This window comes from Exiguobacterium sp. s191 (assembly GCF_018618955.1).
In the GTDB taxonomy this organism is placed as follows: domain Bacteria; phylum Bacillota; class Bacilli; order Exiguobacteriales; family Exiguobacteriaceae; genus Exiguobacterium_A; species Exiguobacterium_A abrahamii.
Genome location: NZ_JACSNC010000001.1, coordinates 1,211,057 through 1,223,683, shown reverse-complemented (window position 1 = coordinate 1,223,683; position 12,627 = coordinate 1,211,057). Strand labels below are relative to the sequence as shown.

15 protein-coding genes are annotated in these 12,627 nt (G+C 48.7%); all 15 read left to right on the top strand.

Going from position 1 to position 12,627, the window contains the following annotated elements; all coding sequences use genetic code 11:
• The first annotated feature begins 10 nt into the window (after positions 1-10).
• The 15 genes from KNQ09_RS06660 (at position 11) to KNQ09_RS06590 (ending at position 12,620) form a co-directional block, all read left to right on the top strand.
• Entirely contained in the window at positions 11-718 is a 708-nt protein-coding gene (locus KNQ09_RS06660; protein WP_050677440.1) for a demethylmenaquinone methyltransferase, read from the top strand.
• A 1-nt stretch (position 719) separates the two neighbouring features.
• A complete protein-coding gene (locus tag KNQ09_RS06655; RefSeq protein ID WP_023468640.1) occupies positions 720-1,682 on the top strand; it encodes a polyprenyl synthetase family protein in 963 nt (320 codons plus the stop codon).
• A 93-nt stretch (positions 1,683-1,775) separates the two neighbouring features.
• Positions 1,776-2,192, top strand: a complete 417-nt coding sequence (gene ndk, locus KNQ09_RS06650) for a nucleoside-diphosphate kinase (protein ID WP_058704890.1) — start codon at positions 1,776-1,778, stop codon at positions 2,190-2,192.
• Between the two features lie 192 nt (positions 2,193-2,384).
• Positions 2,385-3,161 (top strand): CheR family methyltransferase, encoded by a 777-nt coding sequence (locus KNQ09_RS06645; RefSeq protein ID WP_023468638.1) that lies wholly within the window; start codon positions 2,385-2,387, stop codon positions 3,159-3,161.
• A 19-nt stretch (positions 3,162-3,180) separates the two neighbouring features.
• Positions 3,181-4,335: a chorismate synthase gene (gene aroC / locus KNQ09_RS06640; RefSeq protein WP_064299671.1), complete on the top strand. Its 1,155-nt coding sequence runs from the start codon at positions 3,181-3,183 to the stop codon at positions 4,333-4,335.
• Positions 4,332-5,393, top strand: coding sequence for a 3-dehydroquinate synthase (gene aroB / locus KNQ09_RS06635; protein ID WP_214857982.1), 1,062 nt, complete (start codon positions 4,332-4,334; stop codon positions 5,391-5,393). The genes aroC and aroB overlap by 4 nt, the downstream gene beginning before the upstream one ends.
• Positions 5,384-6,640 (top strand): 3-phosphoshikimate 1-carboxyvinyltransferase, encoded by a 1,257-nt coding sequence (aroA, locus tag KNQ09_RS06630; RefSeq protein WP_214857980.1) that lies wholly within the window; start codon positions 5,384-5,386, stop codon positions 6,638-6,640. Before aroB ends, aroA begins: the two co-directional genes overlap by 10 nt.
• An 11-nt stretch (positions 6,641-6,651) precedes the next feature.
• Positions 6,652-7,938, top strand: coding sequence for a tetratricopeptide repeat protein (locus KNQ09_RS06625; RefSeq protein WP_251138106.1), 1,287 nt, complete (start codon positions 6,652-6,654; stop codon positions 7,936-7,938).
• A 28-nt stretch (positions 7,939-7,966) separates the two neighbouring features.
• Positions 7,967-8,497, top strand: a complete 531-nt coding sequence (locus KNQ09_RS06620) for a ReoY family proteolytic degradation factor (RefSeq protein WP_029342003.1) — start codon at positions 7,967-7,969, stop codon at positions 8,495-8,497.
• 181 nt (positions 8,498-8,678) lie between these two features.
• The gene (locus tag KNQ09_RS06615) at positions 8,679-9,119 is read left to right on the top strand and encodes a DUF2487 family protein (protein WP_023468632.1); all 441 of its coding nucleotides are present in this window, start codon (positions 8,679-8,681) and stop codon (positions 9,117-9,119) included.
• A 104-nt stretch (positions 9,120-9,223) separates the two neighbouring features.
• A complete protein-coding gene (locus KNQ09_RS06610; RefSeq protein ID WP_035396830.1) occupies positions 9,224-9,730 on the top strand; it encodes a ubiquinol-cytochrome c reductase iron-sulfur subunit in 507 nt (168 codons plus the stop codon).
• Between the two features lie 3 nt (positions 9,731-9,733).
• Complete coding sequence (qcrB, locus tag KNQ09_RS06605; RefSeq protein WP_012370658.1) at positions 9,734-10,405, top strand: menaquinol-cytochrome c reductase cytochrome b subunit; 672 nt, start codon at positions 9,734-9,736, stop codon at positions 10,403-10,405.
• A gap of 40 nt (positions 10,406-10,445) precedes the next feature.
• The gene (locus KNQ09_RS06600; RefSeq protein WP_055968607.1) at positions 10,446-11,237 is read left to right on the top strand and encodes a menaquinol-cytochrome c reductase cytochrome b/c subunit; all 792 of its coding nucleotides are present in this window, start codon (positions 10,446-10,448) and stop codon (positions 11,235-11,237) included.
• Positions 11,238-11,291: 54 nt separating this feature from the next.
• A complete protein-coding gene (locus tag KNQ09_RS06595) occupies positions 11,292-11,894 on the top strand; it encodes a DUF1405 domain-containing protein (protein WP_251138171.1) in 603 nt (200 codons plus the stop codon).
• A 45-nt stretch (positions 11,895-11,939) separates the two neighbouring features.
• On the top strand, positions 11,940-12,620 hold the full coding sequence (locus tag KNQ09_RS06590) for a zinc metallopeptidase (protein WP_023468628.1): 681 nt from the start codon (positions 11,940-11,942) through the stop codon (positions 12,618-12,620).
• Positions 12,621-12,627 lie beyond the last annotated feature (7 nt).

The following is a 12,627-nucleotide window of genomic DNA, read 5'->3' as shown; positions in this document are numbered from 1 at the left end:
GGTGAGCGGTGTGCAGGCAAAAGATAAAGAAAAAAAAGTATATGAAGTGTTCCAATCGATATCAACGAACTATGATCAAATGAATTCAGTCATCAGCTTCCGACTGCATAAGTTATGGAGACGCGAGACGATGCGCCGGATGCAAGTCTTCCCTGGCGCTAAATGTCTCGATCTTTGTTGTGGAACAGCGGACTGGACGATTCAATTGGCGAAGGCAGCCGGTCCGACAGGTGTCATCAAAGGACTTGATTTTTCAGAAAACATGCTAAGAGTCGGCGTGGAGAAGGTAGAAGCGCTCGATATGAAAAACATCGAATTGATTCACGGAAATGCGATGGATCTACCGTTCGGTGATAACTCGTTCGATTATGTGACGATTGGTTTTGGTCTACGAAACGTACCGGATTATCTACAGGTCATCAAAGAGATGCATCGTGTCTTAAAACCAGGTGGAACGGTCGTCTGTCTCGAGACGAGTCAACCGACGGCACCGATTTTCCGCGAAGCATATTCATTGTATTTCGGAAAAATCATGCCACAAGTCGGGCGATTGATTGCGAAATCATACGATCAATACAACTGGCTACAAGAATCGACGGAAGTGTTCCTCGACCGCGTCGAACTGAAACAACTCTTCGAACAGGCAGGCTTCATGCAAGTGGAAGTCAAAGCATTCGCGGGTGGGGCTGCTGCGATGCACCTTGGGAAGAAGTGGTGAGATGTCACTGCATTCCATATACCGTGATGTCACGAAGGAAGTTAATTTAGTCGATCGTTTTCTGATCAGTCATATCGCTTCTGAGGAACCAACGATCGATGCGGCTGGAAAGCAACTGTTGAAGGCTGGTGGAAAACGAATTCGACCGGCATTCGTATTGTTAGCGTCTAAATTCGGTGAGGCAGATCGGGATGAGCTGATTCGTGTGGCGGCAAGTCTTGAACTTGTCCATATGGCATCACTCGTCCATGACGATGTCATTGATGACGCAGAACTACGACGAGGAAAACCGACCGTCATGCAATACTTTGATGAAGAAGTAGCACTGTATTCCGGGAACTATCTGTTTGGAGAGGCGATTCGATTGATTGGTGAAGTCGGAAAGCCGGAACTTGTCCAAGTGATGGTCCATACGATGCGTGAAATTTGCGAAGGTGAGATTGAACAAATCTATGACCAATATGATTGGGAACAGTCGATTAAACGCTACATCAAACGGATTGAACGAAAAACAGCCATTCTTATCGAAGCGAGTTGTCACCTGGGTGCCATTGTTGCGAACTGTTCTGCAGCCGATACGAAAGCGTTACGGTTGTTTGGACGAGATATCGGACTTGCTTTTCAAATTGCTGACGATTTGCTTGATTTCACAGCGAATCGCACAGAACTTGGTAAGCCCGTAGCAGAAGATTTGCGTCATGGACACAAAACGTTACCTGTCTTTTATGGTGCAGAAGATGCTGTCTTTTATGAACGTCTTTCAAAAATCGAGAGTATGCCAACACATGAAGAAGTCGCACCCTTATTGTCGTTTCTTCAAACTTCGGGTGCTCTCGAACGAACGCAACAAACAGTCGATCATTATATCCATCGTGCCATCAAACGTCTCGAACCATTACCTAAATCTTCTGCTAAACGATCGCTTGAAGAAGTCGCACGCTACGTTGGAAAACGAAAAGGATGAAGATTGTCAAAAATTTCTTGCTGTTCTTCTCAAAAGCCAGTAAACTGACTATGTAAGCGCTTTTCTAAAAGCATTTCATAGGGGGAACTAGAGATGGAACAGACATTTTTGATGGTCAAACCGGATGGCGTAGAACGTGGATTGATTGGGGAAATCATTGGACGGATCGAACGCAAAGGATTCATCATTCGTGAAATGAAAATGATGAACGTCACAGAAGAGCTAGCAAAAGCACATTACGAAGAGCACGCGGAGAAACCGTTCTTTGGAGAGTTGGTCACTTTCCTCACATCGGGTCCTGTCGTTGCACTTCGCGTCGAAGGCACAGATGTCGTTGCCGTCTCGCGTTTGATGATCGGGAAAACAAAACCACTTGAAGCAGCACCTGGAACGATTCGTGGTGATTTCGCGAACACGATGAGTGAGAACGTCATCCATGGTTCAGATAGTGTCGAGAGTGCGGAGCGTGAGCTTGCCCTCTGGTTTCAAGGACAACCAGTCAACGCGTAATACATGAATAGAAAGACAACGGGGAAGGGATTCGATTTGATCGAATCCCTTTTGTCGTGTTCTTGTAAAACGGAATGACCCAATTGTCTAATTGCTTTTTGGAATGCCTATAGCTTTATGCTACTATAGAAAATAAGTTGAACCGGTCATGGAAATGACCATTCGATATCGAGAGTGAGCGAGGTGTGCCAATTGGAAGATTATGAACTTTTTATTCAACGATTCAAGACCAAATCAGGGATTGATCTCGGTCAGTATAAAGAAGCACAGATGAAGCGGCGATTGACGGCGTTACGTGACAAAAAAGGATATAGTACATTTGCTTCTTATATGCAGGCAATGGATAAGGACACATCGTTATACGACGAGTTTTTAGACCGGATGACGATCAATGTCAGTGAATTTTTCCGTAATCCGATTCGTTGGCAACAATTGGAACAAGATATCTTACCGATCCTAGAGTCGCGAGCACATGGACGAATCCGGACGTGGAGCGCAGCTTGTTCGACCGGAGAAGAACCATACTCTCTCGCGATGATTTTAAGTGAACGGCTCGATCCATCCGCCTTTACGATTCAAGCAACGGATTTGGATGAACTCGTTCTTGAAAAAGCCAAGCTTGGTCGATATGGAGCTTCTGCATTAAATGAAGTCGTCGAAGCGCGTAAAAAGAAATATTTCATCGAGCAAGAGCAAACGTTCGAAGTCGTTCCAGAAATCAAACGACTCGTTCGTTTCAGTAAACATAATCTGTTAGGAGACCGGTACGATACAGGGTTTGATTTAATCATCTGCCGCAACGTGCTGATTTATTTTACAGAAGAAGCGAAAGCGCACGTCTATCGTTCGTTCGTCGAGGCCTTAAAGCCAGGTGGAATCCTATTCGTTGGTGGAACGGAACAAATTTTCCAGCCCGAACGGTTTGGATTAAAGATGAAACAGAGCTTCTTTTACGAAAAAATCGGTTAAACAGGAAGGGATGAAGCGAATGCGTTACATGACAGCAGGAGAATCACACGGAAAAGGGTTGACCGTCATCATCGATGGGATGCCAGCAGGACTCACGATTGATTTCGAAGCCATCCAGCGTGAAATGACACGTCGCCAAGGCGGATACGGACGCGGACGACGCATGCAAATCGAACAGGATCAAATCGATGCACGTGGTGGGATTCGTCATGGATATACGACGGGATCACCAATCAGTTTGTTCATCGAGAATAAGGATCATACGCACTGGACACAAGTCATGCAAGCGGAACCACTCGAAGAACAGTTGGAGCGCCCGCGGACGTTGACGCGTCCACGTCCCGGACATGCGGATCTCGTTGGTGGATTGAAGTACGGTCATCGTGATTTACGCGATGTACTAGAACGTTCTTCCGCTCGTGAGACGGCAGCACGTGTTGCAGTCGGCGCCTTCGCTAAACAATTACTGAATGAACTCGGGATTGAAGTGTTCTCGCACGTACGGTCGATTGGTGGAATCGATGCACCGTGGAAGGATCCTGTGGAACATCAGGAAACGATTGATGCTTCACCCGTTCGATGTGCTGACGAACAAGCAGGACAACGGATGATGGAGGAAATCGATGCGGCCAAAAAAGAAGGGGATACACTCGGCGGTGAAATCGAAGTCGTCGTGACAGGCATGATGCCAGGCGTCGGGTCCTTTACACAAAACGATCTAAAGCTCGACAGCCGAATTGCGCAAGCTGTCATTAGCGTCAATGCGATGAAATCAGTCGGTTTTGGTGACGGGTATGAACTTGGTCGTCGCAAGGGGAGTACCGTCCAAGATGAAATCGTTCATGATGCATCCGGATATCATCGACGTACGAACCATCTAGGTGGAATTGAAGGCGGGATGTCGACAGGCATGCCGATTCGCGTCCAAGTAGCAATGAAGCCGATTCCGACGCTCTATCGTCCACTGCAATCGGTAGATATCGAGACGAAGGAAGCATTCACGGCACAAATCGAGCGAAGTGATGCCTGTGCCGTTCCAGCCGCATCGGTTGTTTTAGAAGCCGTCGTCGCGTTTGAGATTGCGGTTGCTATCCTTGAAATGTTCGGGACATCGACACTCGATCGTCTTCAAGCTGCCGTCGCCGCCTACAAAGAGGAGGTTCGGACGTTTTGATCGAATTTGATATCCGGTTGAACACGTCATATCCAGTACTTGTCGGAAATGGGGCATTAGCCCGGTTATCGCATCTTTCAGAGCTGAACGAGGCGGACCGCATCTGGGTCATCACGGATGAAACGGTACATCACTTGCAGATGGATCGATTGCAGGCTGCATTAGCGGATGCATCGCCGTCGATCGATGTTCATATCAGTACCGTTGCGCCTGGGGAGAACAGTAAGTCGCTTGCCGTTTATGGCGCTCTACTCGAAGAAGGGGTTCGGTATGGGATGACACGTCATAGCCTTATCCTTGCGTTCGGTGGTGGAATGATTGGTGATTTAGCGGGATTCGTCGCGGCAACCTTTTTGCGCGGCATCCCGTTCATTCAAATTCCGACGACACTGTTAGCGCACGATTCAAGTGTTGGTGGAAAGGTTGGTCTCAACCTCTCCCTCGGTAAAAACTTAGTCGGTGCATTTTATCAGCCAAGTGGTGTCGTATATGATTTAACGCTCCTTCAGACATTACCAGACCGGGAATGGCGAAGTGGCTTCTTTGAGTTAGTCAAGCATGGGTTCCTTTCGCGACCATCATTTGCGGATTCGTTACTCGATATTTCGCTGGATGCTGTCAAAGGACTCGACTTAGAAGACTGGCTCGCACGGGGGATCAATGTGAAACGGGATATCGTCGAACAAGATGAGACGGAGCAAGGGATGCGTGCCTTCTTGAATTATGGACATACATTTGGTCATGCCGTTGAATATGCAAGTCCTGGTCTTGCGCATGGCGAGGCAGTAGGGATCGGACTTGTCTTCGTCAAGTTCTTGGAAGGAAATGACGAACAGGCGAAGCAGCTCGGGCAATTGCTCCACCGTCTTGGGACAGAATTGCCGGATCGACAATCGTTTAAGACATACCTTGAACTGATGCGTCGCGACAAGAAGAACCACCAAGCAACGATTCGATTCGTCCTTGAAAAAGAAGGACGCTTCATTTTAGAAGCGATCAGCGAAGAACGATTGCGTCGAGCATTCAATCAAACAGTGAGGTGTTTAGAATGGGCTTAAGAGGAACAGTACAAGTACCAGGCGATAAATCTATGACGCACCGTGCTTTCCTGTTCGGTGGAATCGCCGAGGGAACGACACGTGTCAGAAACGCACTTGAAGGGGCCGATTGTCTTGCTTCACTAGAAGCGATGCAGGCACTTGGTGCACAAATCGATCGAACACCAGAGGAAATTTGGATCACCGGAACGGATACATTCCAAGAAGCAACGATCGATTGCGGAAACTCGGGGACGACGATTCGTCTCTTGAGCGGTATCCTAGCAGGTGGTCAAGCGACGTACGCGCTCGATGGAGACGCTTCCTTACGCAGACGTCCGATGAAACGGATTACGGAACCGCTTGCCTTATTCGGAGCAAACATCACAGGTGAGACGGCACCTCTTCACATCACAGGAACGCCGCTTGTCGGAACGACGTATACGTTGCCAGTTGCAAGTGCACAAGTGAAAAGTGCCGTGTTGCTCGCAGGTCTGCATGCGACGGGTGAGACGACAGTCATCGAGCCGATCCTGTCACGGGACCATACGGAACGGATGTTGCCGCAGTTCGGCGTTGACGTAGCGATCGATGAACGCGAGGATGGTCGGCATATTCGTGTTCAAGGTCCTGTACGCTTACAAGCAACGTCACTCGACATTCCAGGCGATCCATCGTCAGCAGCGTTTTGGTGGACGGCGGCAGCAATCGGGCAGGATAGTCGCATTACGACGACTCACGTCTTGATGAATCCGACACGGATTGGTTTTTTACAGACGTTACGACAGATGGGTGCAAGTGTCGAAATCAATCATCGCTCAGAAGACGGTGGAGAGGAGACGGCAGATGTGACCGTCGAGACGACATCGTTACAAGCGATTACCGTCGAAGGTGATCAGATTCCATCCTTGATTGATGAGATTCCACTACTCGCTTTGCTTGCGACGCAAGCGGAAGGACGAACAATCATTCGCGATGCACAAGAGCTTCGTGTCAAGGAAACGGATCGGATCGACACGGTCGTGACGGCATTACAGCGTCTTGGGGCGAATATCGAGGCGACGGATGACGGCATGATCATCGAAGGACCGACACCTTTGCAAGCAGCGGAAGTCGACAGTGCAGGTGATCACCGGCTCGCGATGATGTTGACGATCGCGGCGACGATCAATCCGGAAATTATGGTTCATGGACGCGAAGTAGTTGAAGTCAGCTATCCAACGTTCTATGATGATTTAAAGAAACTTCAATCCGACCAATCTGAGTAAGCAATAGGCGGATGACAGAAAGTGGGGCGCTTGCCTTGAATGAACAACTATTGAATGGCATCATCGAAGAATTAGAACATGGTCACACCTCGGAAGCGTTAGCAGCATTAGAAAAACTCGAAAAGACAGGAACGGATGAGGACCGCCTCGCCGTTGCCGATCTCTATATCGAACTCGGATTGTCTGACCGGGCGGTCGATCTCTTGGCGCCACTTTACGTCGAATATGCGGGTAACGCGGGAGTAGCCTTGTTATTAGCAGAGTGTTATATCGATTTGGATCGCGAAGAAGAAGCGATCTCCGTCCTCGAACAGGTCGACACAATGGACACGGAATATGGTCCGCGTTCTCTCGTATTACTCGCTGACCTCTATCAGTCGCAAGGTCTTGACGAAGTAGCGTTAGCGAAGCTGAAGGAAGCGCGTAACCTTGCACCGGACGAACCGTTACTGGCATACGGTTTGGCTGAGCTCTACATGACGCTCGGTGCGTTTGATCAGGCGGTACCGTTATTCGCCGAAATCGCGGAGCGACCAGAGTTACGTGCTGAATTGCCGCTCGATGCCCTTTACGCGGAATCACTCGCGATGACAGGACAATTTGAAGATGCGATTCCACTGTACGAACGTGCTGTCGCAGAACGCTCCGACCTGCATACGCTGTTTGGTCTTGCGATGACGGCTCACCGTGTCGGTCAACATCAAAAAGCGGTCGAGACATTCCAGCAATTGATTGCACAGGATCCGGACTATACGTCGGCGTACGTACCATATGCGGAAAGCCAAGCCGAACTTGGTTTGACAAAAGAAGCACTGAACGTCATCAAACAAGGAATGGAGCGCGACGATTACAATGATGAGTTGCGGACGATGGAAGCCTTGTTCCTTCTGAAACTCGGCGATCGCGCTGGAAGCGTCCAAGCGCTACGTGAGGCGCTTGCCTTGAATCCGGAATCGATCGTCGCAGCGGAACGTTTGCTGTCGTTACTTGCTGAAGACGAGGACCACGAAGCGATGATCGAGACGATCTCTGCCATCGAAGAACACGTCACGGCTCCGATTCTAACATGGTACCGGGCACGCGCTTTGTATGCCTTAGAGGAATACACGCAAGCGATGGAGAATTATGCGATAGTCGAAGGTGCATTCACGGAAGATGCGCTCTTCTTGAAAGAGTATGGATTCGCACTCGTCGAGGAAGGACGGCGTGAAGAGGGACAACGTCTTCTCCGCCGCGCTGCTAAGTTGACACCAGAAGATAACGAGCTCGTCGACTATGTTGAACGAATGGATGGATGACTTCACGGGAGAAGGGAGTAGGATTGAGATGATAGAGAGAAAGCAGCGATTCTTACGCCGCATCTTGACCTATTACACGTTAAAGCGACGGGAAGCGAAATGGATCATCGATTATTGGCTGCGCAATGAGGCAAAACTCGAGCAAGTACACTTCGTTCAAAATGCGACCTTCGCTCCGAAGGCAATCATCATGACGACATACGGATTCGACGCAGAACCGTTTCTCTTCAAAAAAGGGGATGTCACGACGTTAGATCCAGAAAAAGCGTATCATGACATCCGCCTGACCTCGGAAGATATCTATATCGAGTTGAACTTCCAAGGTATGATGATGGATGACGAGTATTTGTCTTTACTAGAAGAAAATCCGTTTCGCCCAGAAGTTGCTGTTGAACCGCGCTTAGCGGATGAAGCGACACATTTCATCGCGGTCACGGTCAATCGGCAGGAAGAAGAACGTTTAGTCCGCTTGATTGATGAAGCGCTGGATGCACGCGATCAACATCGATTCCACTCTCTTTCCGAACAGTTACGGCTCGTTCGAAGTCAACTTCCTTAACAGAAGGACTCTATTGCCCAGCAGAGGTAGTAGGGTCCTTTCGTATGTGAAGATTTGTGCAAAATATGAAGAAAAATAGAGTGGAATTTCATAAAACGTTCACATTAAGAGAGTAGGAGGAAATGCGGATATGATACATTAAATGTGACGAATTGTAAGTACGAAGAAAGGGGGAAATGACTTGCGTTTCAAACCATCCGACGTACAGCGGACACGAAGCGAGCAAGCGTACATCGATACGCTGATCGTGCCTTTGCTTCCGGTCGGTTTCGATGAGGCGATGCATGCTTACGCGGAATGCGCAGACATGACATTGACGGTGGCGTCCGAAGTCGAACGCCAGCTATCCGGACGGGCGTTGCTCGTTCCTGCTCTGACCTATATCGATGCACCGTCGATCGAACAGTTGGAAGGATGGCGTCAAGCGGCTGCTTCCGGGCAATTCCGTTTCATCACCTTCATCACTGCTGATTTAAGGTGGAAGGAGACTGCCGCCGAAGAGATTATCTACGTGCCACGTCTAGCTCTTGAGACGATGAGTCGTGACCAACAAGGTCAGATGGTCGGGAATTTCGTAGGACAAGTTCTCGAACAGTTAGGAAACCGTTGGACCGCGCTATGAAGCGGTTGACGCAATGATTTTATTAAGATACTATTACCATGTGAGAAATTTGTGTGAAGTACTGTCGTCTTGGGGCACAGCGTACATCACAAGGGGGGATCGAGATGGCTCAAAACGGGTCTAACGTAACACGTCGTCAGTTCTTGACGTATACATTGACAGGCGTCGGCGGTTTCATGGCTGCGACAATGGTCATGCCGATGGTCAACTTCGCAGTTGATCCAGTCCTGAAGAAATCAGGAGCAGGCGATAAAGTAAAAGTAATGAAGTTGTCGGATATCACGACAGAACCAAAACGGGTCGACTTCAAGAAACAAACGCAAGATGCGTGGTATGAGTTCGAAGAAACATTGTCTGCTTGGGTGTTCAAAGATGATAAGGGAGAAATTTTAGCCCTCTCACCAATTTGTAAACACTTAGGTTGCCAAGTCAGCTTCGGCGCAGATCCGACGCACCCGGAGCAATTCTATTGCCCATGTCACTTCGGACGGTATACGAAGGATGGCACGAACGTACCTGGTACGCCTCCGACGAAACCACTCGATGAGTATGAAATGCAACAGAAAGATGGTTACCTCTACCTTGGTAAACCAGTCGAAAGAGGTGCGTAAGCGATGATGCAAAAAATCTATGATTGGATCGATGAGCGCGTTGACATTACGCCGCTTTGGCGAGATATCGCCGATCATGAAGTACCGGAGCACGTCAACCCGGCACATAACTTTTCAGCTTTCGTTTATTGTTTTGGCGGATTGACGTTCTTTACGATCGTCATCCAGATTCTTTCGGGGATGTTCTTGACGATGTATTACGTACCGGACATCATCAACGCACACGCGTCCGTCTACTATCTTCAAAATGAAGTCGCACACGGACAAATCGTTCGTGGTATGCACCACTGGGGTGCGTCGGTCGTTATCGTAATGTTGTTCCTACATACATTACGTGTCTTCTTCACTGGTTCATACAAGAAACCACGTGAATTGAACTGGGTTGTCGGAGTGCTCTTGTTCTTCGTCGTCTTAGCTCTCGGTCTGACAGGATACCTATTGCCTTGGGACATGAAAGCGTTGTTCGCGACAAAAGTTACGATTCAGATTGCTGAAAGTATTCCGGTCATCGGTGGTATCGCGAAGACCCTCCTTGCGGGTGGAGAAATCGTCGGCGCAAGTACAATCGCTCGATTCTTTGCGATTCACGTCTTCTTCCTTCCTGCAGCATTGTTCGTCTTGCTCGGGGCCCACTTCATGATGATCCGTAAACAAGGGATCTCTGGACCACTTTAAACCGACTATCATCTAGACAACAAAAAAGGGGGAGAACACGATGCATCGTGGTAAAGGAATGAAATTCGTCACCGATTCACGGGTGTCGATCAACAACCGGATGCCGAACAAGTCGAAAGACTACTCGGAATATCCAGGTCGAACGGAAGCGTTCTGGCCAAACTTCTTACTTCGCGAATGGATGGTTGGAGCGGTCTTCTTGATCGGCTTCATGACATTGACAATCGTAGAAGCAGCACCACTTCAAAACATTGCCGATCCGACGAATACGTCGTACATTCCACTTCCGGACTGGTACTTCCTATTCCTCTATCAGCTCTTGAAATACCAATTCGCTGCAGGTCCATACATCTTGATGGGAACGGTCATCCTCCCAGGTCTTGCGTTCACAGCACTTCTCGTCGCGCCATGGCTCGACCAAGGTCTTGAACGTCGTCCTGCGAAACGTCCGATCGCAGTCAGCATGATGCTCCTCGCAGTCGTCTCGATCGTCTTCTTGACTTGGGAATCTGTTCAAACGACTCACTGGGATACAATCCATAAACAAGGTGAATTGACGATGAACGAAGGACCAAAAATTGATACATCGGCTAAAGGATTTGAAATTTATTCGAATCAGTCATGTGTCAACTGTCACGGTAAGAACCTCGAGGGTGGCGCAGCAGCGCCGGCACTCGTTGGTACGAAAAAGACAGAAAAAGAAATTTATGATATCGCAGTCAAAGGTATCGGTTCGATGCCTGCTGGTCAGTTCAAAGGATCAGATGCCGATCATAAAGAACTCGCGAAATTCATCGCTTCATACGGTGAAGGCGGCGAAAACAATAAATAAGCCAAAAGCCGGGGGAGCAATCCTCCGGCTTTTGTCGATGATGAGGTGAAACGATTGCAAGGTATTTTGACATTACTCCGACATAAAGCAGTACTCTGGATTGTCGGGTTGATCAACTTAGCAGGCACATTATACGGTTACTACTGGTATGAACCACAACTCGCAACGTCGAAGTGGTATTACTATCCGTTCATTCCGGATAGCCCGACTGCATCCCTGTTCTTTACGATCATCGTCTTTCTTTGGATTTTCGGACGACGTTCTCGCTTGTTTGAAGCGCTTGCGTTCGTGACACTGATTAAATATGGTGTCTGGGCAGTCGTCATGAATGCGTTGATGTTGAATCAACTCGGAACGGAGGATCCGTTCTTAACAGCAATGGCACTGATGTTGATGGTATCGCACGGAGCGATGGCGTTCCAGGCGTTATTATACAGTCCGCTAATGACGTTTCGTGTCAAGGAACTCGTCCTCGTCGCCATCTGGGTCATCCACAACGATGTCGTCGATTATGTTCTTGGTCAGTGGCCGCGTTACCCGGCACTTGCGGAGCATATCCAGTGGATCGGATATGGTTCCTTCTGGTTGACCGGAATATGTCTTTTGATGGGATATCTGCTCGTCGCGCGCGATTCAATTGACAATAAGATCACTTGAACATAAAATAGACCTATAATCAAAAAAAGAAAGGAACGATGTCTCGTGGCAAACTATTTGATCTATCTCGCGATCATCATCATCGTCCCAATCTGGGCTCAGATGCGGGTGCGGAGCACCTATAAAAAATATCAAGATGTTCCGATTCAGAGTGGGGTGACGGGAGCGCAGGTCGCAGACTTCATCATGAAGCAGAACGGCATCACGAACGTCCGTCTTGAGCCAATCGGTGGAACGATGTCCGACCATTATGACCCGACGAACAAAGTCGTTCGTTTGTCGGAAGACGTCTATTACGGTTCGACGGTCTCAGCCGTTTCGATCGCAGCTCACGAAATCGGTCACGTCATTCAAGATGCGACGGATTACAATATGATGCGTGTCCGTCACCGGATTGCACCTGTCGCGTCGATCACGTCGAACTTATCGTTCCCACTGTTGTTGATTGGTCTGTTCGCTGGGTTCAGTGGTCTTGCAATGCTTGGTGTCGTCTTGATGCTTGGTGCCGTCATCTTCCAACTCGTCACGTTACCGGTCGAGTTTGATGCCTCGAATCGAGCGATGGCGCAGTTAACGGAGCATGGTATCATTGATGCCGAAGAAGAACGTGGTTCACGTCGTGTCTTGAATGCAGCAGCTTGGACGTACGTAGCAGCAACACTCGTTGCCGTTGCCGAGTTCCTTCGTCTCGCACTGCTCGTCTTCAACCCGTCAAGTGATGACTAAAACGAAA

Coding starts and splice junctions, on each gene's coding strand:
- KNQ09_RS06655 (WP_023468640.1), top strand. CDS start 720: ATGTCACTGCATTCCATATACCGTGATGTCACGAAGGAAGTTAATTTA.
- ndk (WP_058704890.1), top strand. CDS start 1,776: ATGGAACAGACATTTTTGATGGTCAAACCGGATGGCGTAGAACGTGGA.
- aroC (WP_064299671.1), top strand. CDS start 3,181: ATGCGTTACATGACAGCAGGAGAATCACACGGAAAAGGGTTGACCGTC.
- aroA (WP_214857980.1), top strand. CDS start 5,384: ATGGGCTTAAGAGGAACAGTACAAGTACCAGGCGATAAATCTATGACG.
- KNQ09_RS06625 (WP_251138106.1), top strand. CDS start 6,652: ATGACAGAAAGTGGGGCGCTTGCCTTGAATGAACAACTATTGAATGGC.
- KNQ09_RS06620 (WP_029342003.1), top strand. CDS start 7,967: ATGATAGAGAGAAAGCAGCGATTCTTACGCCGCATCTTGACCTATTAC.
- KNQ09_RS06610 (WP_035396830.1), top strand. CDS start 9,224: ATGGCTCAAAACGGGTCTAACGTAACACGTCGTCAGTTCTTGACGTAT.
- qcrB (WP_012370658.1), top strand. CDS start 9,734: ATGATGCAAAAAATCTATGATTGGATCGATGAGCGCGTTGACATTACG.
- KNQ09_RS06600 (WP_055968607.1), top strand. CDS start 10,446: ATGCATCGTGGTAAAGGAATGAAATTCGTCACCGATTCACGGGTGTCG.